The 22,757-nt window shown below is 61.5% G+C and carries 22 protein-coding genes; 12 read left to right on the top strand and 10 right to left on the bottom strand.

What is annotated here, in order from left to right:
• The first annotated feature begins 83 nt into the window (after nucleotides 1–83).
• From ACN9MW_RS10955 to ACN9MW_RS10945, 3 genes are all read left to right on the top strand, one after another.
• Nucleotides 84–1,454: a sensor histidine kinase gene (locus tag ACN9MW_RS10955; RefSeq protein WP_426170671.1), complete on the top strand. Its 1,371-nt coding sequence runs from the start codon at nucleotides 84–86 to the stop codon at nucleotides 1,452–1,454.
• A 64-nt stretch (nucleotides 1,455–1,518) separates the two neighbouring features.
• Complete coding sequence (locus tag ACN9MW_RS10950) at nucleotides 1,519–2,286, top strand: LytR/AlgR family response regulator transcription factor (protein WP_426170669.1); 768 nt, start codon at nucleotides 1,519–1,521, stop codon at nucleotides 2,284–2,286.
• Nucleotides 2,287–2,357: 71 nt separating this feature from the next.
• A complete protein-coding gene (locus ACN9MW_RS10945) occupies nucleotides 2,358–3,029 on the top strand; it encodes a sensor histidine kinase (RefSeq protein WP_426170668.1) in 672 nt (223 codons plus the stop codon).
• An 83-nt stretch (nucleotides 3,030–3,112) separates the two neighbouring features.
• Here ACN9MW_RS10945 and ACN9MW_RS10940 read toward each other — a convergent pair whose 3' ends face one another.
• The 3 genes from ACN9MW_RS10940 to ACN9MW_RS10930 form a co-directional block, all read right to left on the bottom strand.
• Nucleotides 3,113–4,195, bottom strand: coding sequence for a porin (locus tag ACN9MW_RS10940; RefSeq protein ID WP_426170666.1), 1,083 nt, complete (start codon nucleotides 4,193–4,195; stop codon nucleotides 3,113–3,115).
• Between the two features lie 90 nt (nucleotides 4,196–4,285).
• On the bottom strand, nucleotides 4,286–4,738 hold the full coding sequence (locus ACN9MW_RS10935; protein WP_426170665.1) for a hypothetical protein: 453 nt from the start codon (nucleotides 4,736–4,738) through the stop codon (nucleotides 4,286–4,288).
• A complete protein-coding gene (locus ACN9MW_RS10930; protein WP_426170664.1) occupies nucleotides 4,735–5,676 on the bottom strand; it encodes a CysB family HTH-type transcriptional regulator in 942 nt (313 codons plus the stop codon). Before ACN9MW_RS10930 ends, ACN9MW_RS10935 begins: the two co-directional genes overlap by 4 nt.
• A 148-nt stretch (nucleotides 5,677–5,824) precedes the next feature.
• Between ACN9MW_RS10930 and ACN9MW_RS10925 the strand changes: the two genes are divergently transcribed.
• Genes ACN9MW_RS10925 through ACN9MW_RS10895 form a run of 7 tightly spaced genes read left to right on the top strand, consistent with a single transcriptional unit; the run spans nucleotide 5,825 to nucleotide 12,513 of the window.
• A complete protein-coding gene (locus ACN9MW_RS10925) occupies nucleotides 5,825–7,516 on the top strand; it encodes a nitrite/sulfite reductase (protein ID WP_426170662.1) in 1,692 nt (563 codons plus the stop codon).
• Nucleotides 7,509–8,057 carry a DUF934 domain-containing protein gene (locus ACN9MW_RS10920; protein ID WP_426170660.1) on the top strand — a complete coding sequence of 183 codons (549 nt, stop codon included), beginning with the start codon at nucleotides 7,509–7,511 and terminating at the stop codon, nucleotides 8,055–8,057. The genes ACN9MW_RS10925 and ACN9MW_RS10920 overlap by 8 nt, the downstream gene beginning before the upstream one ends.
• Nucleotides 8,058–8,059: 2 nt before the next feature.
• A complete protein-coding gene (locus ACN9MW_RS10915; RefSeq protein ID WP_426170659.1) occupies nucleotides 8,060–8,773 on the top strand; it encodes a phosphoadenylyl-sulfate reductase in 714 nt (237 codons plus the stop codon).
• The gene (cysD, locus tag ACN9MW_RS10910) at nucleotides 8,774–9,697 is read left to right on the top strand and encodes a sulfate adenylyltransferase subunit CysD (RefSeq protein WP_426170658.1); all 924 of its coding nucleotides are present in this window, start codon (nucleotides 8,774–8,776) and stop codon (nucleotides 9,695–9,697) included.
• Nucleotides 9,697–11,004 carry a sulfate adenylyltransferase subunit 1 gene (locus ACN9MW_RS10905; protein ID WP_426170656.1) on the top strand — a complete coding sequence of 436 codons (1,308 nt, stop codon included), beginning with the start codon at nucleotides 9,697–9,699 and terminating at the stop codon, nucleotides 11,002–11,004. The genes cysD and ACN9MW_RS10905 overlap by 1 nt, the downstream gene beginning before the upstream one ends.
• 26 nt (nucleotides 11,005–11,030) lie before the next feature.
• On the top strand, nucleotides 11,031–11,747 hold the full coding sequence (cobA, locus tag ACN9MW_RS10900; protein ID WP_426170654.1) for a uroporphyrinogen-III C-methyltransferase: 717 nt from the start codon (nucleotides 11,031–11,033) through the stop codon (nucleotides 11,745–11,747).
• Between the two features lie 31 nt (nucleotides 11,748–11,778).
• Nucleotides 11,779–12,513 (top strand): hypothetical protein, encoded by a 735-nt coding sequence (locus tag ACN9MW_RS10895; RefSeq protein ID WP_426170652.1) that lies wholly within the window; start codon nucleotides 11,779–11,781, stop codon nucleotides 12,511–12,513.
• Here the strand turns inward: ACN9MW_RS10895 and ACN9MW_RS10890 are convergent.
• From ACN9MW_RS10890 to lptF, 4 genes are read right to left on the bottom strand one after another with little or no spacing between them, the layout of a single operon-like run.
• The gene (locus tag ACN9MW_RS10890) at nucleotides 12,510–13,268 is read right to left on the bottom strand and encodes a carbon-nitrogen hydrolase family protein (protein WP_426170651.1); all 759 of its coding nucleotides are present in this window, start codon (nucleotides 13,266–13,268) and stop codon (nucleotides 12,510–12,512) included. The genes ACN9MW_RS10895 and ACN9MW_RS10890 overlap by 4 nt on opposite strands.
• Nucleotides 13,258–13,638 (bottom strand): sirohydrochlorin chelatase, encoded by a 381-nt coding sequence (locus ACN9MW_RS10885; RefSeq protein ID WP_426170649.1) that lies wholly within the window; start codon nucleotides 13,636–13,638, stop codon nucleotides 13,258–13,260. The genes ACN9MW_RS10890 and ACN9MW_RS10885 overlap by 11 nt, the downstream gene beginning before the upstream one ends.
• A gap of 1 nt (nucleotide 13,639) precedes the next feature.
• Nucleotides 13,640–14,809: an LPS export ABC transporter permease LptG gene (gene lptG, locus ACN9MW_RS10880; protein WP_426170648.1), complete on the bottom strand. Its 1,170-nt coding sequence runs from the start codon at nucleotides 14,807–14,809 to the stop codon at nucleotides 13,640–13,642.
• Nucleotides 14,806–15,921, bottom strand: coding sequence for an LPS export ABC transporter permease LptF (gene lptF / locus ACN9MW_RS10875; protein WP_426170646.1), 1,116 nt, complete (start codon nucleotides 15,919–15,921; stop codon nucleotides 14,806–14,808). Before lptF ends, lptG begins: the two co-directional genes overlap by 4 nt.
• Before the next feature lie 42 nt (nucleotides 15,922–15,963).
• On the opposite strand from lptF, the gene ACN9MW_RS10870 reads away from it, so the two are divergent.
• Nucleotides 15,964–17,460 carry a leucyl aminopeptidase gene (locus ACN9MW_RS10870; RefSeq protein WP_426170645.1) on the top strand — a complete coding sequence of 499 codons (1,497 nt, stop codon included), beginning with the start codon at nucleotides 15,964–15,966 and terminating at the stop codon, nucleotides 17,458–17,460.
• A 47-nt stretch (nucleotides 17,461–17,507) separates the two neighbouring features.
• Here the strand turns inward: ACN9MW_RS10870 and ACN9MW_RS10865 are convergent, their stop codons facing one another.
• Both ACN9MW_RS10865 and ACN9MW_RS10860 read right to left on the bottom strand, forming a co-directional pair.
• Nucleotides 17,508–17,966 (bottom strand): hypothetical protein, encoded by a 459-nt coding sequence (locus tag ACN9MW_RS10865; RefSeq protein ID WP_426170643.1) that lies wholly within the window; start codon nucleotides 17,964–17,966, stop codon nucleotides 17,508–17,510.
• Nucleotides 17,967–17,976: 10 nt separating this feature from the next.
• The gene (locus ACN9MW_RS10860; RefSeq protein ID WP_426170642.1) at nucleotides 17,977–18,324 is read right to left on the bottom strand and encodes a hypothetical protein; all 348 of its coding nucleotides are present in this window, start codon (nucleotides 18,322–18,324) and stop codon (nucleotides 17,977–17,979) included.
• A gap of 364 nt (nucleotides 18,325–18,688) precedes the next feature.
• Between ACN9MW_RS10860 and xth the strand changes: the two genes are divergently transcribed.
• Nucleotides 18,689–19,453 (top strand): exodeoxyribonuclease III, encoded by a 765-nt coding sequence (gene xth, locus ACN9MW_RS10855; protein ID WP_426170640.1) that lies wholly within the window; start codon nucleotides 18,689–18,691, stop codon nucleotides 19,451–19,453.
• On the opposite strand, the gene ACN9MW_RS10850 is transcribed toward xth, so the two are convergent.
• Nucleotides 19,450–22,746 carry a sensor domain-containing protein gene (locus ACN9MW_RS10850; protein WP_426170638.1) on the bottom strand — a complete coding sequence of 1,099 codons (3,297 nt, stop codon included), beginning with the start codon at nucleotides 22,744–22,746 and terminating at the stop codon, nucleotides 19,450–19,452. The genes xth and ACN9MW_RS10850 overlap by 4 nt on opposite strands.
• Nucleotides 22,747–22,757: the final 11 nt, after the last annotated feature.

The raw sequence follows: 22,757 nt of genomic DNA, 5'->3' as shown, positions 1-22,757 counted from the left end.
GTATTTCTGCATTCTGTCGCACATCGGTAGCGGCTTTGCGCAAGGTTATCTACACTTGCCCCATATTCAATAGAAAGTCGCGCATGTTTCCAACTCCGAAAGCCCAAGACACAGCAAAAACCATCCTAGCCTGGCTCCACCGCGGCTTTGATGCGACGACCGGCTGGGTTACGCACTTGTCTTGGTGGAAATTCTTCTTGTTTGCGGCGCTGTCGATGATCGCAGCATCGATCCTGCAGGATGAGCTGTTCTCGCCTTCCCGCGACGAAGAGATGGTGATTCGCTCCCATAAGCGTACAAAATCAGGTAACGCGGACCCAAACATCACGATTGACGACAGTGGCATCCATTTCAATCCGCGCGCTGGGAAGATCAAGAAGCCAGCCAGCACTGAAGCCAGCAGCGATGATGCGGCCAATGAACATGAATCAGCGGATGCTGTTGAAGCGGCGGCAGCCGAAGCAGCAGCGCCGGCGATGCCAGCCGAGCCGGCAGATGCCGCGATCCCAACGCCCCCTGCCCCGCCGGCGCCGAAGGCCAGTCGGGCTAAACCTCCTGCGGCGCCGGCGGCTCCAGTGGCGCCAATGCCTGGCGAAGAAGTCCATATCGAACTGCCGCCGCAGATCGGCGAAGAACTGTCAAACGCACTGGAGCAGGCTGTCGATAGTGCAGCCGAAGAAAAAGTCTCGCGCTACCACAAGCAGGCGTCGACCTGGTTCACCAGCTTCATCACCCTGCTCTTGCTGGCACTGTTCGCGATGAAAGCGCTGGTTGGCGGCAAGAAGAAGGCAGAAGCCGAGGCGCAAGTGGCAAACGCCGCGGCCGAGCGCGAATCCATGCAGCGCCAACTGAGCGAAGCCAAAATGCAAATGATGCAGGCCCAGGTCGAACCGCATTTCCTGTTCAATACCCTGGCTTCGGTGGAGCATCTGATCGAGACCGATCCGCCGCGCGCTTCAGCCATGCAGCGCAGCCTGATCAAATACCTGCGCGCGGTACTGCCGCAAATGCGTGAAAACAAGCTGACCAGCACGCTCGGCAGCGAGTCCGATATGGTGGCGGCCTACCTGGCCCTGCTGAAGATGCGCATGGAAGAGCGCCTCACCATCGACTTCGATGTGCCGGAAGGACTGCGCACCGCCGCCTTCCCGCCAATGATGCTGCAGTCGATGGTCGAAAACGCGATCAAGCACGGCCTGGAAGGCAAGCCGGAGGGCGGCTACCTGAGAGTCCGCGCCGAAGTGGCGCACAGCAAGCTGCGCGTGACGGTGAGCGACGATGGCCTGGGCTTTGGCGCCAAGCCGAGCACCGGCACCGGCCTGGGCCTGACCAATATCCGCGAACGCCTTAAGCTGCTGCACGGCGACCAGGCTTCGCTGAAAATCGAGCCCAACCAGCCGAGCGGCGTGATCGCGATTATCGAGGTGCCATACCAGTTGGCGCGTTCGGAATAAGCGATTGCCTTACGCTGCGATCCATTGAATAATTGATACTTCTTATTTCCACATATTGAGCACTATGCCCACAGCAATTATTGCCGACGATGAGCGATTGATGCGCGACCAACTGCGCATGCGGCTGGAACAAGTCTGGCCGGAACTGGAGATCCTCGGCGAAGCCAAGAACGGCGACGAAGCAGTAGAACTGGTCGACGAACTGAAACCTGATTTCACCTTCCTCGATATCCGCATGCCGGGCAAGACCGGCATGGAAGCAGCTGCCGAAATCGGCAACAAGAGCAATGTGGTTTTCGTCACCGCTTACGATGCCTACGCCGTGGAAGCCTTCGAACGCGGCGCAGTCGACTACGTGTTGAAACCACCGGAGCCGGAGCGGCTGAAGATCACCGTCGAGCGCCTGAAAGGTCGCCTGTCTTCGCCGGCAGCCAGCGCCGCTCAAGGCGCCGACATGGCCGCGATCCTGAACCAGCTTGCCGAGAAAATCGCAGCGCCAAAACCGAAGTACCTGCAATGGATCCAGGCCAGCATCGGTTCAGACCTGCGCATGATCCCGGTCGAGGAAATCCTGTTCTTCCGTTCGGACGAAAAATACACCTGCGTGCAGACCGATAAATTCGAGGCGCTGATCCGCAAGCCGGTGCGCGACCTGGCCGAAGAGCTGGACCCTTCCCTGTTCTGGCAAATCCACCGCGCGACCCTGGTCAATGTGAACGCCATCGAAGGCGTAACGCGCGACATTCGCGGCCGCCACCTGGTTATGATCAAAGGCCGCCCCGATAAGCTGGAAGTCAGCCGCTCCTTCCTCCATCTGTTCAAGCAGATGTGATCCAGATCAAGCCGTCCACCGGCTTGCTGTAATACGGTGTCCTGGTGGTTGCAGCCACCAGGAGGCCAACTTTGAAGAATCCCCGCACCCGCGTCCAGGGACGTCGCTCCACAGATTCCGCGCTGGCGGAAATCCGTGAGGATGAACGCGTCCACATCTCGCGCGAACTACACGACGACCTGGGGCAATTGCTGGCAACCCTGCGCGTCGAACTCACTCTCCTGAAGCAGCTGCCTCCGGGCTCGCCCGATGCCGAGGCGCGCCTGGCCAGCATGGACAACCTGCTCGTGACGGCCATTGGTTCGCTGCGCCGCATTGCAGGCAACTTGCGCCCCCGCGCGCTCGATGAAGGCGGTTTGTACTTTGCACTGGAATCGCTGCGGCGCGAGTTCGAAAAACGGCACGGCATTAGCTGCCTGCTCGATGCGCGGCCAGAGACCCTGGTGCTTGACGAGCGCTATAGCACCGCCATCTATCGGCTGGTGCAGGAGTCTTTAACCAATATCGCCCGCCATGCGGAAGCCGCCACTGCCGAAGTGCGTGTCCGGCGCGACAGCCGGGAACTGCTCATCAATATTTCGGATGATGGGCGCGGCATTGCTGTCGGCGACATGGCCAAGGCAGACGCGCTTGGCCTGCTTGGCATGCGCGAACGTGTCGCCGCACTGCGCGGCACCATGAACGTCGACGGCGGCGGCGGCACGCGCATCGCGATCCGCATTCCCCTCCCCGCAGGCGCATAAAAAAAGGGCGGGTCCGAAGACCCGCCAAAGATCATGAATCACCTCGAGAGAGAGAGAGAGGTACTGCTTGCTACAAAAACTGCTTAGAAGGCGTGACGCAGGCCCAGGTTGAATGCCTTGTCGCCAGTGCCCGCTTCAGTGTTGTTGCCAACGGTGTAACCGGCGCCGTTCTTGTTCTTGATCTTGGCGATCGCGGTGTAGGCAGTGGTGCGCTTGGACAGGGCGTACAGGTAGCCGATGCCAAACTGGTTGGCGTCCTGGTCGTTTTGCTTGTCGTCTTTATGGATGTAAGAAGCAACCAGGGTGCCGCCGCCCATTGGCACGCCTACGCCCAGCAGCCATTCAGCGCTGTCCGCGGAGGACTTGGGTGCAACTTTCAGGCCGTAGGCGTTAGCCACTGGCAGTGGTGCCGAGCCGGCGCCTTTGTCCTTTTCGTAGCCGAAGTAGACCTTGGCAACGCCGAAATCGTAGTTGGCTGCCAACAGGGTGTTCTTGGCTTTGTCCTTACGCACGGCTGGAGTGGCACCCACTGCAGCCGTGTCGTTGTTCTTGTTGTTGTGCACCAGGCGAACATTCAGTTCCTTGCTGGTGTAGTTCACGCCAAAGCCGAACTGGCGGCCAGCGGTGTTGTCGCCGGCTTGTTCGCCCATGCCGTACAGTGCATCGACGCTGAAGCCGGAGAACACTGGGGAGTTATAAACGATGGAGTTCGACAGGCGGGTGTTGACGCCGCCGGTTGGGAACAGGTTCTTGGCGCTGCCAGCATAGCCGGCGCCGAATGGGTCGGCAACCTGCGACAGGGCGTTGTACAGCATGGTGTACTGGCGGCCCAGGGTGATCTGGCCGGCTTCAGCACTCTTCAGGCCAACGAAGGCCTGGCGCTGTGCGAACACGCCTGCGGTGTCCTGGTCGCCGGTGTCGATCTTGACGCCGGATTCAATCGTGAAGATGGCGGAAGTGCCGCCACCCAGGTCTTCAACACCTTTGAAGCCCAGGCGGGAAGCCGAACCCACACCACTGGTCACCTTGTTGACGCTGCCGTTTACGCCGCCACGCTCTGCGACGAAGCCTGCGTCAGCGATACCGTAGATGGTCACATTGGACTGGGCTTGAGCTTGTGCTGCGAAACCGCTGATGATCAGTGCTGCCAGAGTAAGTTTTTTCACTTGTTGTCCTACGTTGTTGAAGTTGAGGGAAATGTTTCAAACGCAGCTATATTGCCCCTCAATTACTTCAACAATGTGACAGGAAAAAAATTACTTCAGGCGTGATGTAACAACCCAGTAATATTCGGACCGCAACACTTTGATTTCACGCGCAGCGATGCCCAAACGCTTGCGCAGCCAGCTGTCGGATGGGTAGTTCTTCATCACTTCGAAGCGATTTCCTTCGTCATCTTTCTGGAACTCGTAGGTATTTCCGTGCTGGTCGGTGCGCGCAACCGGGAAACTCTCGCCGTCGACATAGTCTTCACCCATCAAGACAAGCAGGACATCCTTGCCGACCTTCTCGCGCAATTGTTTCAGGAATTTGTCCTGGTTCTCGCGCGGCACCTGGGCCCACAGGAATTCGGCGTAGACAGCCGTGTACTGGCCCGGCTGAACGTCCAGCATGGACAGGTCGGCGCTTTCCAGCTGCAGGACCTCGTGGCCATCCAGCAGTTCTTCGATGTGCTCGCGCACTTCGTACAATTCTTCTTCGTTAATCACAGTTCGTAGTTCTCATGTTCGCCCTTCATCGCCTGTTCGATCAGCTTGCGGTTCAACGTCGGCGCCAGCAGCTCGATGAAGGTATATATATAGGATCGCAGGTAGGCGCCCTGCTTGACAGCCACGCGCGACACATTCATGCCGAACAGGTGGCCGGCGGGAATGGCCCGCAGGTTGCGGTCGCGCTCAGGGTCGAAGGCCATGCCGGCGATGATCCCGACCCCCATGCCCAGTTCCACATAGGTCTTGATCACGTCCGCATCGATCGCCTCCAGCAGCACGTCCGGCTTCAGGCCCCGCTTTTCGAAGGCCTGGTCGATGCGCGACCGGCCGGCGAAGGCGGCATCATACGTGATGATGTGGTGCTCGGCCACTTCTTCCAACGTGACGGACTTGATCCTCAATAGCGGATGGTCCGGCGGCACCACCACCACGTGCTCCCATTGGTAGCAAGGCAGCGTAATCAGTCCATCGATGGCGGCAATGGATTCGGTGGCGATGGCCAGGTCGGCCTGGTCGCGTTGCACCATCTCCGCGATCTGCTTCGGATTTCCTTGCAATAAAGACAAGCGCACCTTCGGGTACTTCTGCATGAAGGCTTGTACTACTTTAGGCAGGGTATAGCGTGCCTGGGTATGCGTGGTGGCGATGGTGAAACTGCCCGAGTCCTGGGCCGCGTATTCCTTGCCGATCCGTTTCAGGCTGTCGATCTCTTGCATGATCAGTTCGACCGAAGACAAAACCAGGCGGCCAGGCTCGGTCAGGCCGCGAATCCGCTTGCCATGCCTTGTGAAAATATCAACACCCAACTCCTCTTCCAGCTCGATGATCGCCTTGGAAACGCCCGGCTGGGAGGTAAACAAGGCCTTGGCGGCGTCGGTCAGGTTGTAGTTCTGGCGCACGGCTTCCCGCACGAATCGCAGTTGGTGAAGGTTCATTCTCGCTCTCGTTGGACTCCCCAGCGCATATTTTACGCTGATGCTTATGCCTTAACAGCATATAAGCAAATAAAGACTATGTTGTTTGGAATAAGCCCCCAGTTTATTACCATTGATTCCACTTTGGGCATGCCTTACTGGGAAAGCTATGTATCAATACGATCAATACGACCACCTCATCATCCGCGAACGCATCGAGCAGTATCGCGACCAGGTTCAACGACGCCTGAACGATGAGTTGACCGAGGCCGAATTCCTGCCGTTGCGCTTGCAGAACGGCCTGTACATGCAGCGCCACGCTTATATGCTGCGTATTGCCGTCCCTTACGGCCTGCTGTCATCCAAGCAGATGCGCATGTTCGCGCACATCGCCCGCAAATATGACCGTGGCTACGGCCACTTCACCACCCGCCAGAACATCCAGTTCAATTGGATCAAGCTGGAAGAAACGCCGGAAATCCTGAGCGACCTGGCTTCGGTGGAGATGCACGCCATCCAGACTTCGGGTAACTGCATTCGCAACGTGACTTCGGACGAATTCGCCGGCGTAGCGGCCGACGAAATCATCGACCCGCGTCCATACGCCGAAGTACTGCGCCAATGGTCCACCTTCCACCCGGAATTCATCGCCCTGCCCCGCAAGTTCAAGGTGGCGATCAATGGCGCCGTGGAAGACCGTGCCGCCATCGCCGTGCACGATATCGGCCTGACAGTTGTGCATAACGAAGCCGGTGAGATCGGCTTCAAGGTGATGGTCGGCGGCGGCATGGGCCGTACCCCGATCCTGGGCAGCGTGATCCGCGAATTCCTGCCGCGAGAGCACCTGCTGACCTATATCGAAGCGATCATGCGCGTGTATAACCTGCACGGCCGCCGCGACAACAAGTACAAGGCCCGCATCAAGATCCTGCTGAAAGCCCTGGGCGTGGAAGAATTCACCCGCCAGGTGGAAGTCGAATGGGAAGACCTGAAAGGCACCGAGCAGACCCTGACGCTGGAAGAAATGGAGCGCATCATTGCCTACTTCCAGCCGCACGCCTACAAGTCGCTGCCAGCCATCGACCCGGCCGCGGGCCACGCCGACAACAAGGCTTTTGGCAACTGGCTGAAGCGCAATGTGAAAGCGCACAAGGTGCCGGGGTATGCAGCCGTGGTGCTGTCGCTGAAGAAGACCGGCGTGCCGCCGGGCGATGCGACCGCGGAACAGATGGACTACATGGCCGACCTGGCCGACCGCTACAGCTTCAGTGAGCTGCGCGTGACCCACGAGCAGAACATCGTTCTGGCCGATGTCGAGCAATCCCGGTTGTTCGACCTGTGGCAAGAGATCAAGGCGCACGGCCTGGCTACCCCGAACATCGGCCTGCTGACCGACATCATCTGCTGCCCTGGCGGCGATTTCTGCTCGCTGGCGAACGCCAAGTCGATCCCGATCGCGCAAGCGATTGCCGAGCGCTTCGACCGCATCGACTTCCTGCACGATATTGGCGACTTCGAGCTGAATATCTCGGGCTGCATCAATGCCTGCGGCCACCACCACGTCGGCAATATCGGCGTGCTGGGTGTCGACAAGGACGGCAGCGAATGGTATCAGGTGTCGATCGGCGGCGCGCAAGGCAACAACTCCGCCATCGGCAAGATTATTGGCCCGTCGTTCTCCGCGCAGCAGATGCCGGAAGTGATCGACCGCCTGCTGCAAGTGTATGTACGCGAGCGTACCCCGGAAGAGCGCTTCGTGGACACCGCGCAGCGCCTGGGCATTGCCCCGTTCAAGGAATATGTATACGCCACGCCGATTGAAACCGCTGGCTGCCTGGTAGGAGAAGACGAATATGCCTAAGCAAATCATCAAGGGCCGCGCGATCGTGGCCGACGACTGGAACCTGCTGCGCGCCGAGGAAGGCGCCGAAGCCGCCACCGTGGCTGCGCTGGCTGTGCCGGCAGGCCGCGTAATCCTGCCGCTGGCAACCTGGCTGGCGCAGCGCGATGCGCTGTCTGCCCGCGCCGCCGCCGGCGAGATCGCCGTATGGCTGGCGCCTGACGAAGATCCGGTCGCCCTGCACGACGACCTGCCGCGCCTGGCCCTGGTTGCAATCGACTTCCCGAAATTCACGGATGGCCGCGGCTACTCCCACGCCTGGAACCTGCGCTCCCGCCTGGGCTGGGCCGGCGAACTGCGCGCCATCGGCGACGTGCTGCGCGACCAGCTGTTCTCGATGCAGCGCGTAGGCTTTGACGCCTACGACACCCGTCCGGACCGCAGCATTGAAGACGCGCTGAAAGGCCTGACCGTGTTCAGCGAGACTTACCAGGCATCGGTCGACCAGCGCGTACCGCTGTTCCGCCGCCACGCGCGTCCAACGCCTGCCGCCGGAGCCTGAACATGAGCGAGCTCGCCACCCGCGTGCGGGATACGCTAGCCACGCTCGAACGCGTTGCAGAAGAGTTTTCGCCTGCCGTTTTCGCCTCCAGCCTGGCCGCCGAGGATATGGTCCTGACGGACCTGATCCTGAAGGCCGGCCTGCCGATCGGCATCTTCTCACTGGAAACTGGCCGCCTGCACAAGGAAACCCTGGGCATGGTCGAACGCGTGCAGGAGCGCTACGGCTACGAAATCGCGCTGTACCGTCCCGTGCAGGCCGACATCGACGCCTATGTGGAAAAGAAAGGCGTGAACGCCTTCTACGACAGTGTGGAACTGCGCAAGGAATGCTGCCAGATCCGCAAAGTCGAACCGCTGGGCCGAGCCCTGAGCGGCAAAAAATCCTGGGTTACCGGCCAGCGTCGCGCCCAATCTGCAACCCGCTCCGACCTGTCGGTGCAGGAGTATGATGGTTCGCACAGCATGGAGAAGTTCAATCCCCTGGCCGACTGGTCGGAACAGGAAGTGTGGGACTACATCCGCGCCAACGACGTGCCTTACAACCCGCTGCACGACCAGGGGTACCCGTCGATCGGCTGCGAACCCTGCACCCGCGCCATCCAGCCTGGCGAAGACGTACGCGCCGGCCGCTGGTGGTGGGAAAACCCGGACTCGAAGGAATGCGGCTTGCACCTGGTAGACGGCAAACTGATTCGAATTAAGAAAGTAGGCTAAATGAACGCACTGGTAGAACAACACGTCAATTCGCGCCACCTCGACGCGCTGGAGTCGGAAGCCATCCACATCCTGCGCGAGGTTGCCGCCGAATGCTCGAACCCTGCCCTGCTGTTCAGCGGCGGCAAGGATTCCGTGGTCCTGCTGCGCCTTGCGGAGAAGGCTTTCCGCCCAGGGAAATTCCCCTTCCCGCTGGTGCACATCGACACCGGCCATAACTTCCCGGAAGTGATCGAATTCCGCGACCGCCGCGTGGCCGAACTGGGCGAGCGCCTGATCGTCGGCTCGGTGGAAGACTCGATCAGGAAGGGCACCGTGCGCCTGCGCAATCCGGCCACCGATTCGCGCAATGCCGCGCAAGCCGTGACCCTGCTGGAAACCATCGCCGAACACGGTTTCGACGCCTGCATCGGCGGCGCGCGCCGCGACGAGGAAAAGGCCCGCGCCAAGGAGCGCATCTTCTCCTTCCGCGACGAATTCGGCCAATGGGACCCGAAAGCCCAGCGCCCGGAACTGTGGGACCTGTATAACACCCGCGTCCACCCGGGCGAAAACATGCGCGTGTTCCCGATCTCCAACTGGACCGAGCTGGATGTGTGGCAGTACATCGCCCGCGAAAAACTGGCGCTGCCATCGATCTATTTCGCGCACGAGCGCCAGGTGATCCCGCGCAACGGCCTGCTGGTGCCGCTGACCGACCTGACCCCGGCCCGTGAAGGCGAGACCATCGAAACCCAAGTAGTGCGCTTCCGCACCGTGGGCGATATCTCCTGCACCTGCCCCGTGTCTTCGGACGCTGCCGACGTGGACGCGATCATCGCCGAAACCGCAGTGACCCAGATCACCGAGCGCGGCGCCACCCGAATGGATGACCAGACCTCCGAAGCCTCCATGGAAAAACGCAAGAAGCAAGGATATTTCTGATGAACGCACTGAACGACAACCTGAACGAACGTAACCTGCTGCGCTTCATCACGGCCGGCTCCGTCGACGACGGCAAGAGCACCCTGATCGGCCGCCTGCTGTTCGACAGCAAGGGCATCTTCGCCGACCAGCTGGCAGCCGTGTCGCGCGCCAAGCATAAGCGCACCGTGGGCGACACCATCGACCTGTCCCTGCTGACCGACGGCCTGGAAGCCGAGCGCGAACAGGGCATCACCATCGACGTCGCATACCGCTACTTCGCCACGCCAAAGCGCAAGTTCATCATCGCCGACACCCCGGGCCACGAGCAGTACACCCGCAATATGGTGACCGGCGCCTCCACCGCCGACGCCGTGATCATCCTGGTCGACGTGTCGAAAGTGAAGCTGCGCGAAGACGGTGGCGTGGACCTGCTGATCCAGACCAAGCGCCACTCCACCATCGCCCACCTGCTGCAGATCGAGCACGTGGTGGTAGCCGTGAACAAGATGGACCTGGTGAACTACGACCAGGACGTGTACGAGCGCATCGTCAAGGCTTACCGCGAATTCGCTGCAACGCTGGGCATCACGGACGTGAAGACCATTCCGCTGTCGGCACTGGCCGGCGACAATGTGGTCGACGCAAGCGAACGCATGCCGTGGTACCAGGGTTCTACCCTGATCGAGCTGCTGGAAGACCTGTCGGTGTACGATGAGTCGCACAACTCCGCATTCCGCTTCCCTGTGCAGCTGGTGGCGCGCCACAACGGCCACGAAGCCAATGACTTCCGCGGCTACATGGGACGTATCGAAGCCGGCAGCGTCGCGGTCGGCGACAAACTGGTGGTGCAGCCGTCCGGTCAAAGCGCCACGGTCAAGGAAATCGTCACTTTCGATGGCTCCCTGCAGACGGCCAGCGCCGGCCAGTCGGTCACCATCGTGCTGGAAGAATACGTGGACGTGTCGCGCGGCGACCTGCTGGCCTCCAGGGCGCAGCCGGCCAACCTGCTCAAACAGGTGAACGCCGATGTGTGCTGGCTGTCCGAAGAACCGCTGGACCTGCGCCGCAAATACTGGATCAAGCACGGCACCAAGCAGACCGCTGCAAAAGTGACGAAGATCGATTCGATCCTTGACATCAACACCCAGCAGCGGCACGATGCGGATGCGTTGAAGCTGAACGACGTGGCGCGCATTGCGCTGACCGTGCAGCAACCGCTGGCGGCCGATGCCTATTCGGATATTCGCGCCACCGGCGCCTTCATCCTGATCGATGAGGTCACGCACCAGACAGTCGCTGCAGGCATGATCCGCCTCGGCGAGTAAGCTTCGCCAAGAAAGGAAACCTGCGCATGCCATACGGGAAAGTGTATTTGATTGGAGCTGGACCGGGGGCGCAGGACCTGATCACCATGCGTGGCGCGCGGCTGCTGGCGCAAGCCGACGTCGTTTTGTACGACGCGCTGGTGACTGAAGAAATGCTGGAACTGTGCCCGCAGGCCGAGAAGATCTCAGTCGGCAAGCGGGCCGGCCAACGCTCCACCGCCCAGGGCGTCATCAACCAGCAACTGGTCGAATGCGCAGCGCGCTACCGCCTGGTGGTGCGCCTCAAGGGCGGCGACCCGATGCTGTTCGGCCGCGCCGACGAAGAATTGACGGCGCTTGAGCAGCACGGCATCGAAGTCGAAGTCGTTCCGGGCATCACCACCGCGGTTGCCGCCGCCGCGGCAACACAGCAGCCGCTGACCAAGCGTGGCGTGGCGCGCAGCGTGGCTTTCTTCACCTCCTCCACCGCGCCGGGCCATCCGGAAGAACTCACTATCCCTTCCACCGACACCCTGGTGCAGTACATGGGCGGGCGCGAGGCGATTGCCACTGCCAACAATCTGCTGTCGCAGGGCCGCTCGCCGGATACGCCGGTGGTCGTGATCGAAAATGTCAGCCGCCCCGACCAGCGCGTCGAACGCATCACCCTGGCCGAGCTGGCGCATGGCCTGCCGGCCGCGCACGGTCCCGTGCTGGTCATGCTGGGCAAGGCTATGGCGCCGCGGCCGCAGCAAAAACGGTAGAATATCGTCCTCTTGCAATGAGAGGAACAAGATGAGCCAAGTCCACGAAGTCCTGGAGCGCGCCCGCAATGCGCGCCTGGCAGGCAAATACGAAGACGCCCTGCGCGACCACCTGTGGTTCCACGAACATGCGCTCGACGAAGACCCGACCCTGGCGGGCGTTCGCCTGTCCTTCGCCCTGCGCGACTGGATCTACCTCGCCGAACAATTCCCGCTGGCGCGCCGCGCACTGCAGGCCATTCGCGACCGCGACACCCAGCGCATCCTGAACGGCAGCGCCACCCTGGCCCGCTTCCACGACGTCAGCGCCATCAACAGTGCGCTGGGCGAAGAACGCGCCACCCACGACCTGTTCACCCAGATCGACGCCCAACTGCCCGAACTGGCCAAGGATTGTGCCGAACTGGCCCTGCCGGCCCTGGTGGCGTTAGAGGATTTCCAGCTGGCGCGCCGCTACCTGCCGGACCCGGTGGCGCGCATCGCTGCCTTGGCCAAGCGCGTCAACGACTTCGCCGAAGAACTGGCCAAGCGCGGCAACACCTCGTCTGCCCCGCAGTTGCTGGCGTTCGTGTTGAACTACACCAAGGAAGTGCGCCTGATCGTCGAAGTGTTCCGCCGTCTGGGCGAAGATGAGGAAGTGGCCAAGGCAAGCGCCGCGGCAGTCGACTCCCTGAAGTCGGAAGCCTTGCGCGATGCTGTGCAGCGCGAATTCGACAACCCGGGCAGCACCATTGCCGCCATGGTCTCCCACGCCAAGGGCGCTTAAGCCGCCTGGCCAGCCGCCACGGCCCGTCCCTGCCAGCGGCCAGCCACGCGGCTGGCCAGGAGCAGCCATTCGCCCTCTCCCGCCTGCACCACCAATTGCCCGCCTTCGTCCCAAAGCGCGCTGCCCCCCGCCGATTGCCACCCACCCGTAGGGCCGCCATGATTGGCCATCAGCGCGGGCATGGCGTGGCGGGAGGCGTGCCCTTGCAAGATTGCGCCGTCCTTTGCATAGCCGGCTGGCGAGACCAGGACGCTGGCGGCATACAGCATGGCCCCCGCACTGGCTGCAGCTTGCGCATGACTGGCATGCGTAAAATCGGCGCAGACAGCCAAGGCGGCCGGGACGCCATCGACGTCAAGCAAAGCGCCGCCGCAGCCGGCCGCGAACACGATCTCCTCGCCAGCGTGAAGGTGCTGCTTGGTATATTCGGCCACGCGGCCGTCGGGCAGGAAGGACAAGGCGCCGATGTACAGCGCGCCCTCGATTGGTAACGGCGCGCCGGCCACGATGATCATCCCGCTGCGCCGGGCCAGCGCGGCCAGCGCCGAAAGGCGCGGGTCATCGCCACGCAGCGCCGCGGCTGCCGCAATTTCAGGCTCGTAACCTGTCAGGGAAAGTTCGGGAAATAGCGCAAGCCGCACGCCGAGCGCCGCAGCCTGGCTTGCAAGTGCCACATGGCGCGCAACATTGGCGGCGATATCACCCTTGATGGAAAGCGACTGGATTGCCGCAACCAGCGGCACGTCAGGCGCCATTGGTCACCGAGTTGAGGCAGTAGTCCGTCATCGCGCGCAGCACCGTGGGGTCTTCCCCCACCGCGCCGACTGCGCGTATCGTCACTCCCGGATGCGCCAGGCGCACTTCGTCAAGGATCAGCGGCAGGTCGCGCAGCACATGCCCGCCCTGTCCCAGGAATACCGGAACCACCGTCACGTCGTCGATGCCCTGTGCGGCAAGCGCAGCCACCTGCTCCGGCAAGCGCGGCGACATCAATTCCAGGAAAGCCAGCGAAATATCGATGCCCGGCGCGCGCGCCGCGACCATGTCGCGCAGCTGTTCGAACGGCGCCGCCCAACTGGCGGAACGGGCGCCGTGGGCAAACAGCACCAGCGCGCGGCCGCCCATGCTAATGGCGCTCCACCCAGTAAAGGGCACCCAGCGCCAGCAACAGATATAGCAGGCTTGGCATCAGCGCCGTCAGGAATGCCGGCAGCGCCGACAACAATCCAATATGCGAGAACAGCGTATTCACCAGCAGGAAGCTGACACCGATCATGATGCCGATGAAGATTTTCAGGCTCACGCCGCCGGAGCGGGTATGCAGGTAGGCGAAAGGCAGTGCCAGCGCCATCAGCACGAAGATGGCCAGCGGGTCGAACAGCTTTTTCCAGAAGGCGATCTTGAAACGCTCCGTCCCTTGCTTGTTTTCCTGCAGGTGGCGGGTGTAAACCGCCAGCTCGTTGGCCGACATATGTTCCGGATCGGATGCGGAAACCGACAGGATTTTCGGGGTGATCTCCGAAATCAGCTCCTTGCTGGCATGCCGCTGGATCTCCACCGAGCTGGTCGCCTGCGCGTAATTATTGGCCAGATTGGCTTGCGCGCCGTCGGCCAGCAATGCCGGATTGCTGAAGATGTTTTCCGTCACACCATTCAGGAGCCAGGTATTGTTGCCCTTGAAAGTGGCCGTCTCGGCAAGCGTCAGCGTGCGCAGGCGGAAACGGTTGTCGAAGTCGTACAGCTTGACATCCACCAGTTGACCATCCGAGCGAACTTCCCGCACATTGAAGAAGCGCGTCCCCTGCACATCGCCGGTCATGCCTCCGCTCTTGATGATATCCTTGGTCCACATGCCGGAGCGGAACTCCGACGACACCGTGGCGCCGCGGCCCATCAAGCGAACTTTCTCCGCCACCGGCGCCAGGCGTGGCGTAATCAGTTCGCCAAAGATGAAGGCAACAACGACCAGCACCAGTCCCACCTTCCCGACCATGACCGCGGCCCTGCCCGTGGACAGGGACGAGGCGCGCATGATCGTGAATTCCGAGGTCGACGCGAACTGCGCCATGGTGTAGATGGTGCCGATCAGGGCGGCCACGGGCAGCACCTCGTTCACGTGCTGAGGCAGCATCGTCAGCGTGTACAAGGCAGCATGTTGCATGCCATAGCCGTTCTTGCCGACGACTGGCAGCTCGCCGGTCAGGTCAAAGAATGCCTGCAATCCAAGCAATGCCGCCAGTGCAAATGCGACCGCCTGCAGGATCGAGACGAAGAAATAGCGTTGCAGGATGCTCATTTGCGCGCGCCTCGCTTGAATGCTGCCCAGATCGCGCGTGGATGGTAGCGGTGATTCACGTTCAGGCGCCAGGCAAACAATGCCAGTACTGCCAGTGCCATCGCCAGGTGCAAGGGCCACCAGCTCAAGCCAAACGTGAAGTTGCCGCGCCGGATACCGGATTCGAACACGTTGATCAGGTTGTTATAAGTGAAGAAGATCAGCACTGCGAGAATCAGGTTGACCGAACTGCCCGCCCGTGGATTGACGAAACCGAGCGGAATCGCCAGCATCGACAGCGCCAGGCAGGCCAGCGGCAGCGACAGGCGCCACATCAACTCCCCCTTGGCCGGATTGGTACCGGCGGCGATCAACTCCAACGTCGGAAGGGTTTTGGTTTCCTTCTGGCCATCGCCCTCGGACGACTGCTGCGAGACGCGCATGCTGTAGCGCTCAAATTCCATGCTCTGGAAACTGGCATCGCCCGGCTTGCCCTGATAGCGGCGACCGTTCTTCAGGACCAGGTGGCGATCTCCGGAGGGCAGCGTCTCAATCACGCCCTCGCTCGCCACCACGACGGAAGTACCCTTGGCATCAACCTGGTTGACAAACACATTGCGCACCACCGAGCTGCTGCCCGAAACGCCTTCCACGAAGAAGATGCGGTTGGCCGACGAGGATTCCCTGAACTGGCCGGGGGAAACCTTCTGCAGGTCTTCCCGCTTGGAGAAACGCTCAATATATTCGGCGCTCTTCGAGCGCGCCCACGGCGTTGCATAAAAACTGAGCGCACCGGTCAGCAGGACCAGCGGTAGCACAAACAGGAACACCGGCCTGACGAAACGAGTCAGGCTGACGCCTGCGGCAAACCATACCACCATCTCCGAATCCTTGTAGATGCGGGTCACCACCATCAACACGGAAATAAAACTGGTGAAAATCAGGACAATTGGCAGATAATTCAGGGCTGCGAACGCAATAAGCGCGATGACATCGCTGGACGCGACCTTGCCGCCTGCGGCTTTGCCGAGGATCGAGATCAGGGTCCACGTCAGGAGGATCGAGAACAGCACCGTAAAGGAAGCCCCGGCAGAGCTGACCAGCTCACGGCGGAGGGCGCGATGGAAAATCATTCGACGTTTATAATTCGTTCTACAAAATTAAGGAGAAACCAAATGGACTTTAGCATAAAAGCACTCGACGCCAAGAACACCATCGCCAGCGCCAAAAGCGGCTGCGTCGTGGTCGGCGTCTTCGAAAACAAGAAACTCTCGAAAGCGGCTAAAGCCCTCGACAGCGCAGGCGAAATCACCGCCGCACTGAAATCCGGCGACATTACCGGCAAAGCCGGCACCACCCTGCTGCTGCGCGGCCTGAAAGGCGCCGCTGCGGAACGCGTGCTGCTGGTAGGCCTGGGCGCCGATGAAGCAGTCGCCGAAAAAGCCATCGGCTCCGCGATCAATGCCGCCATCAAGGCGCTGGGCACCGTCGCATCGAGCGACGCTATTATCGCACTGCCTCTGGAAGAAGTGAAAGGCCGCGACGCCAACTGGGCGATCCGTTCCGTGGTGCTGGCCGGCCGCGACGCCGTATACCGCACTGACGCACAGAAATCCAGGAAAGACCCTGCCTGGGCCGGCCCCGGGAAAGTGGCCCTGGCCGTGGCGAACAACGCCGGAAACAAGCTGGCGCTGTCGCAAGCGGTTGCCACCGCCAACGGCATGGAACTGACCAAGGACCTGGGCAACCTGTCCGCCAACGTCTGCACCCCGACCTACCTGGCCAACGTCGCCAAGAAACTGGGCAAGGACTTCGGCTTTGAAGTCGAAATCCTGGACCGCAAGCAGATGGAAGCCCTGAAGATGGGCTCCTTCCTGTCCGTCACCAACGGCTCCGAGCAGGCGCCCAAGTTCATCGTCCTGAAACACAAGGGCGGCAAGGCCAAGGATGCGCCGACCGTCCTGGTGGGCAAGGGCATCACCTTCGACACCGGCGGCATTTCGATCAAGGCCGGTCCCGGCATGGACGAGATGAAATACGATATGTGCGGCGCCGGCTCCGTGCTGGGCACCTTCCGCGCGATCGGCGAAATGGGACTGAAGTCCAACGTAGTCGGCATCGTCGCTGCATGCGAAAACATGCCGTCGGGCCGCGCCACCAAGCCGGGCGACATCGTCACTTCGATGACCGGCCTGACCATCGAAATCCTGAACACCGACGCCGAAGGCCGCCTGATCCTGTGCGACGCCCTGACCTACGCCGAGCGCTTCAACCCGGCCGCCGTGATCGACGTGGCAACCCTGACCGGCGCCTGCATCGTCGCCCTGGGCCACCACAATAGCGGCGTGTTCGCACGCGACGATGAAGCTGGCAACGCGCTGGCCGACGCCCTGATGGCATCGGGCAAGGCAACCGGCGATACCGCATGGCGCCTGCCGATCGGCGAGCAGTACAACGAACAGTTGAAGTCGAACTTCGCAGACCTGGCCAATATCGGCTCCCCGGGCGGCGCATCGTGCACCGCTGCCGCTTTCCTGGAAAACTTCACCCGCAAGTATCCATGGGCGCACGTCGACATCGCCGGCACCGCCTGGAAATCGGGTGCTGCCAAAGGCGCCACCGGCCGTCCAGTGCCGCTGCTGACCAACTTCCTGATCGGCCGCGCAGGCTGATATTTGGAGTGACCAACAAAAAAGCCGGGGAGACCCGGCTTTTTTGTTTAGTAGATCGACGATGCCGGCATCGGCTGCTGCGGCGGCGCACCGCGCGCGGCGGCGCCCTCCCCGCGCTGCAGGACGACCGTCAGCGTGGAAGGCAGGTCAAAGCCGGCGCCAGTCTGCTTGTCGACTATCTGGCCGGCGCCGAGCGTGAAGATGATGTTGCCCCACTTGGAGGCGTTCTGGCGCGCTTCGATCTGGTCATAAGCCCAGACGTCTTCGCGGCGGCAATCCACCACCAGCGGCTGGGTGCTCTTGCGCACCGTCACCCGCCCGGGGGAAGTAACGAACCAGCGCCCCCTGTCATTGGAGAGCACGCAGCCGATGGCTGACACCTGCTGGTGATCCAGCACGGTTTGCACCAGCACCGACTGCTCGGTCGAGTCGAACAACGTGGCGCAGCCGACCAACGCCGCTGCGCACAGCGCAGCGAACGCGGATCGGCTCAGCCTGGATGGCATGCAGTCGGGCTCAGTCGGCCGACTGGCCTCTTTTCTGACGCAGCCCCTGGATGACGTGCATGATGTCGTCCATGCTGTTCGCGCCGATGCCCTGGAACGCATCGAGGACTTCGTTCAGGACTTCGTTACGCACCTCGGCGTCAGCAGTAGCAATCGCTTGCGGGCGCTGGGACGCTGCGCGGGCGCTTGCCTCGCGGGCCGACTTGCGGCCGCTTGGCGATTTGCCATGTTCCAACGCCGCTTGCCAGATCAGCCAACGACGTTGTGTCTCATAGACCAGATACTCTTCTGGCTTGTCTTCGCGCCGACGGACGATTTGGCCGTCCTTCTGCGCCCATGCTTCGAATGCAGATCGCATGTGTATTCCTTTAGTTTGCAGTGCTCGTTAAATCGGAATTAGTTTCCCTATATTACCACTTATTGACGCAGGACAACATTCAAATCCGTTGTAAATAAGCAAAATCACCCAGCTTCGTGGAAACAACTTCGATACCAACCTTGTAATTATATTGACATTTACGGTTGTTGATACCGTAATTTTAGTACCAATCTGATAACTATGAAGCACTATTGGAAATTATTTTTACAGCGGCACCTTTTTTGCGACAAGAAAGCACAATTTTGATGTCACCGTAGAATCATTGTTTGGCTCAAATACGACAGCTTCCCATAGCATAGTGAGTATTGATAAGATCTGCCCCCACCTGATTAGAAAGACTGAAATGAAATTAGCCACTTGGAATGTTAACTCATTGAACGTTCGCTTGCCGCACGTTACGAAATGGCTGGGCGAAAATCCGGTCGATGTGCTTTGCATCCAGGAAACCAAGCTCACCGACGACAAGTTCCCGGTCCGCGAAATCGAGGAGATGGGCTACCAGGTGGCCTTCAGCGGCCAGAAAACCTACAACGGCGTCGCCATCCTGTCGCGCCACCCGATGGAAGACGTGGTCAAGAACAATCCGCACTACCCGGACGAACAGCAGCGCATCCTGGCCGCCACCATCAACGGCATTCGCGTGGTCAGTGCCTATGTGCCGAACGGCCAGGCGCTGGACTCGGACAAATACACCTATAAACTGGGCTGGCTGGCCGGCTTCCGCGACTGGCTGGGCGAAGAAATGGCGCGCAACCCGCACCTGGCCGTGCTGGGCGACTACAACATCGTGCCCGATGTACGCGACACGCACGATCCGGCGATGGAAGGCGACATCTTCTGCTCGGACAAGGAGCGCGCCGCCCTGCAAGCCTTGTTCGACCTCGGCCTGCACGATTCCTTCCGCCTGTTCGAACAGCCGGAGAAGGCTTTCTCGTGGTGGGATTACCGCATGCTGGGCTTCCAGAAGAACAAAGGCCTGCGCATCGACCACGTGCTGCTGTCCGCGCCGCTGAAGGAGCGCTGCGTTTCCTGCGTGATCGACCGCGCACCGCGCAAGTGGCAGCAGCCCTCCGACCACGCGCCGGTGATTGCAACTCTGGGCGCCTAAGCGGCCTGGCGCTCCATCATGAGCTGGGCGCGCACGCCCAGCACCGGTTTCGAGAACAGGTAGCCCTGGGCATAAGTACAGCCTTGCTCGCGCAATAGCTGGAACTGCCCTTCCGTCTCCACCCCTTCGGCCACCACCGACAGCTGCAGGCTGTCCGACAGGGCGACGATCGCGGCCACGATGGCGCGGTCCTCCGCACTTTGCTCCAGGTCCTTGATGAAGGCGCGGTCGATCTTGATCTTTCGCACCGGGAAGCGCTTCAGGTAAGCCAGCGAAGAATAACCGGTGCCAAAGTCGTCGATCGACAGCCGGATCCCCATTGCATTGATCTGGCCCAGGATAGCCAGCGTCTGTTCGCCATGCTGCATCAGCGCTGTTTCGGTGATTTCGAATTCGATCAGCGCCGGATCGATGCCCGTGTCTTCCAGCGTGCGGCGGATCGAATCGACCAGGCCGCGGTGCATGAACTGCCGCGCCGACAGGTTGATCGCCATCGGCACCGGCGCCATGCCCTGGCGCTGCCATTCCATGCTTTGCTCGCAGGCGCGCCGCAGCACCCATTCGCCGATCGGCACGATCAGCCCATTTTCCTCGATCAGCGGGATGAACTGGTCCGGCATCACTAGCCCGCCGGCCGGGCGGCGCCAGCGCAGCAGCACCTCCAGCGTGGCCAGGCGGCGTGTGGCGATATCCATGATCGGCTGGTAGTGCAATTCGAACTGGCCGAGCTGCAGCGCCGAACGCAGCGCGCTCTCCATTTCGAAATGCATAGCCGCCGCCGTGTTCATCTCTTCGTTGAAGTATTGGTAGTTGTTGCGTCCGGAAGCCTTGGCGTGATACATGGCCGCATCGGCATTGCGCATCAGGGTGGCGACGTCGCTGCCGTCGTCGGGATAGGTGCAGATGCCGATCGACGGCGTGATATGCAGCAGGCGCCCTTCCAGCGCAATCGGCTCGGACAGCAGGTCGATGATCTTTTGCGCGACGTGGCTCGATTCGTCCGTGCCGTGGATGCCCGGCAGCAGCACCACGAATTCGTCGCCGCCCAGGCGCGCCACGGTATCGCTGGCGCGCACCGCGCCCACCAGGCGCCCCGCCACTTCCTTCAGCAAGGCGTCGCCGGTCATGTGGCCCAGCGAATCGTTGATGGTCTTGAAGCGGTCGAGATCAATGAACATCACGGCCAGGCGGCGCTCCGAACGCTGCGCGGCCAGCATGGCGCGATCCAGGCGATCGGCCAGCAGTGCGCGGTTGGGCAGGCCGGTCAGGCTGTCGTGGTAGGCCATATGGTGCACGCGGGCCTCGGCCTGGCGGCGCTCCACGATTTCAGCCTGCAGTTGCGCGTTGGCGCCGGCCAGTTCGGCGGTGCGCTCCAGCACCCGCACCTCCAGTTCGTCGCGTGCACGGCGCACTGCTTCGGCGGCTTCACGGCGCGAGGTGACGTCGTCGATCAGCCATACCGAGCGGCCCTTGGGGTCCGCCATGTCGAATGGACGCCCCGACAGGCGCGCCCAGAATCTGCTGCCATTCTTGCGCACAAGCTGGTATTCGTAGGAGCTGGCATGGCCCGCCAGGAAGTCCTTTTCGGTGGCCTTGCGCGCCGCGTCCCACGCAGCCAGGTCGGGGTAGAAGGTCTGCACGCTGACGCCGGCCATTTCGCCCGGGCCGTAGCCGAACAACTCTTCCATCTTGGCGTTGCAGCGCAGGTTGCGCCCCTTCTCGCAGACGGAAATGCCCATCACCGCGCTGTCCAGGATTGCCTGGTTTTCCAGCAAGGCATTGCGCAGCGATTCCTCGTCATGCTTTTGCGCGGTGCGATCCTCGATGATCCAGATCGTGCCCTGGGTCGGATCTTCCGGATTCACGACATAGCCGATCAGTTGCGCCCAGAAGTCGCTGCCGTCCTTGCGGCGCATCAGCGTTTCGCAGTGGAAGTGCTTGCCCTGGCTAAGCAGGGGGCCGGCAATGGCGCCGACCCGATGATAGGTCTCGTCGTCGGGATAAATGGCGCGGCCCGGCATGCCAAGCGCTTCCTCGCCCTGGTAGCCGAACATGTCGGCAAAGCCGCGGTTATAGCGCGTGATCAGGCGGTTCTTGGTGAACAGGATGGAGATCGAGGCATTGGTCATGATGGCCTCGACTTCCATCTGGGTCTGGCGCGAAACGGTCACGTCTTCCAGTATCCAGATGGTGCCGCCTGCGTTGTGCTCCTGGTCCACGGCCTGGGCGCGCACGCGGCACCAGATGATGCTGCCGTCCTTGCGCACCAGCTGGCATTCGCGCAGTTCGAACAGCTGGCCGGCAGCGAGCAAGGGCCCCGCCTGCAGGCCGAAGGCCGTGTGCTGCTCCACGTTTTCAAACAGCTGCGAAGCGTGGCGGCCGCGCAGCTCTTCCAGCGTATAGCCGAACATTTCAGCCATGCGCGGATTGACCGTCATGATTTCCTGGTTCTTGGTGAACAGGATGCCGACCGAGGCATTGTCCAGGATCGCCTTCTGCTCGCGCAGCAGCCGGCCCATTGCTTCGTTCGCCATGCGCTGCTCATTGATGTCTTCCAGGATGAACACGGTGCCTTCGCGGGCATCGGCCGGGTCCAGCGCACGGCCGTTGGAACGGCACCAGAACAGGCTGCCGTCCCGGCGCCGCAACTGCAGCTCCAGCGTCAGCGGCGTGCCTTTCGCCAGCATCGGGAAATACTCGGTGCGGATGCGCAGCGCTTCTTCCGGCGTCGAGTACAGGATTTCGCTTGGCGCGCCTTCCAGCTCCTGGCGTGCATAGCCGAACATTTCGGCAGCGCGCATATTGCACTCGACGATATAGCCGTTCTTGGCAAGGATGATGCCAACTGCCGCATTTTCCAGGATGGCCTGCTGCTCCAGCATGGCCTTGCGCAGCGCACGCTGGTCGCGCTGGGCACTGCTGATATCGTTGAAGATGATGGTGGCGCCGCCATCCAGCCCGCCCGGCAGCGCCTTTACGGTCAGCTGCACTGCGACGTAATTGCCGCTGGCGTTCGTGAGCACACTGTCCCATTTGGGCGCGGTGCGCGGCGCCATGTTCGGCAATGCCGCAGACACTACCAGCGCGGCATTCAACTGCGCATTCGCTTCGGCGCGGACATGGCGGGCAAACATTTCCACCACGTTGCGGCCACGCGGATCGGATTGCAGCAAGGCGTCGAATTCGGCGTTGGAAGCGAACACCAGGCCGTCCGCATCGCAGGCGCAGGCTGGCATTCCGACCAATTGCAAGGCATTGGCCACAACTTCAACATTACTCGAAACAGAATTCATGTACGCCTGGA

It is taken from the genome of Pseudoduganella sp. R-34, from assembly GCF_049904655.1.
Lineage (GTDB): Bacteria > Pseudomonadota > Gammaproteobacteria > Burkholderiales > Burkholderiaceae_D > Rugamonas.
Note: the sequence above shows the minus strand (reverse complement) of the source record. Positions and strands in the feature narration are given on the sequence as shown.

Bases quoted from the DNA above. Each gene is read 5' to 3' on its own strand.
- cysD (WP_426170658.1), top strand. From the start codon at position 8,774: ATGAACGCACTGGTAGAACAACACGTCAATTCGCGCCACCTCGACGCG.
- ACN9MW_RS10885 (WP_426170649.1), bottom strand. From the start codon at position 13,638: ATGGGCGGCCGCGCGCTGGTGCTGTTTGCCCACGGCGCCCGTTCCGCC.
- cobA (WP_426170654.1), top strand. From the start codon at position 11,031: ATGCCATACGGGAAAGTGTATTTGATTGGAGCTGGACCGGGGGCGCAG.
- ACN9MW_RS10895 (WP_426170652.1), top strand. From the start codon at position 11,779: ATGAGCCAAGTCCACGAAGTCCTGGAGCGCGCCCGCAATGCGCGCCTG.
- ACN9MW_RS10920 (WP_426170660.1), top strand. From the start codon at position 7,509: ATGCCTAAGCAAATCATCAAGGGCCGCGCGATCGTGGCCGACGACTGG.
- ACN9MW_RS10930 (WP_426170664.1), bottom strand. From the start codon at position 5,676: ATGAACCTTCACCAACTGCGATTCGTGCGGGAAGCCGTGCGCCAGAAC.
- lptG (WP_426170648.1), bottom strand. From the start codon at position 14,809: ATGAGCATCCTGCAACGCTATTTCTTCGTCTCGATCCTGCAGGCGGTC.
- ACN9MW_RS10850 (WP_426170638.1), bottom strand. From the start codon at position 22,746: ATGAATTCTGTTTCGAGTAATGTTGAAGTTGTGGCCAATGCCTTGCAA.
- ACN9MW_RS10950 (WP_426170669.1), top strand. From the start codon at position 1,519: ATGCCCACAGCAATTATTGCCGACGATGAGCGATTGATGCGCGACCAA.
- lptF (WP_426170646.1), bottom strand. From the start codon at position 15,921: ATGATTTTCCATCGCGCCCTCCGCCGTGAGCTGGTCAGCTCTGCCGGG.
- ACN9MW_RS10915 (WP_426170659.1), top strand. From the start codon at position 8,060: ATGAGCGAGCTCGCCACCCGCGTGCGGGATACGCTAGCCACGCTCGAA.
- ACN9MW_RS10860 (WP_426170642.1), bottom strand. From the start codon at position 18,324: ATGCGATCTGCATTCGAAGCATGGGCGCAGAAGGACGGCCAAATCGTC.
- ACN9MW_RS10870 (WP_426170645.1), top strand. From the start codon at position 15,964: ATGGACTTTAGCATAAAAGCACTCGACGCCAAGAACACCATCGCCAGC.
- ACN9MW_RS10865 (WP_426170643.1), bottom strand. From the start codon at position 17,966: ATGCCATCCAGGCTGAGCCGATCCGCGTTCGCTGCGCTGTGCGCAGCG.
- ACN9MW_RS10925 (WP_426170662.1), top strand. From the start codon at position 5,825: ATGTATCAATACGATCAATACGACCACCTCATCATCCGCGAACGCATC.
- ACN9MW_RS10955 (WP_426170671.1), top strand. From the start codon at position 84: ATGTTTCCAACTCCGAAAGCCCAAGACACAGCAAAAACCATCCTAGCC.
- xth (WP_426170640.1), top strand. From the start codon at position 18,689: ATGAAATTAGCCACTTGGAATGTTAACTCATTGAACGTTCGCTTGCCG.
- ACN9MW_RS10905 (WP_426170656.1), top strand. From the start codon at position 9,697: ATGAACGCACTGAACGACAACCTGAACGAACGTAACCTGCTGCGCTTC.
- ACN9MW_RS10890 (WP_426170651.1), bottom strand. From the start codon at position 13,268: ATGGCGCCTGACGTGCCGCTGGTTGCGGCAATCCAGTCGCTTTCCATC.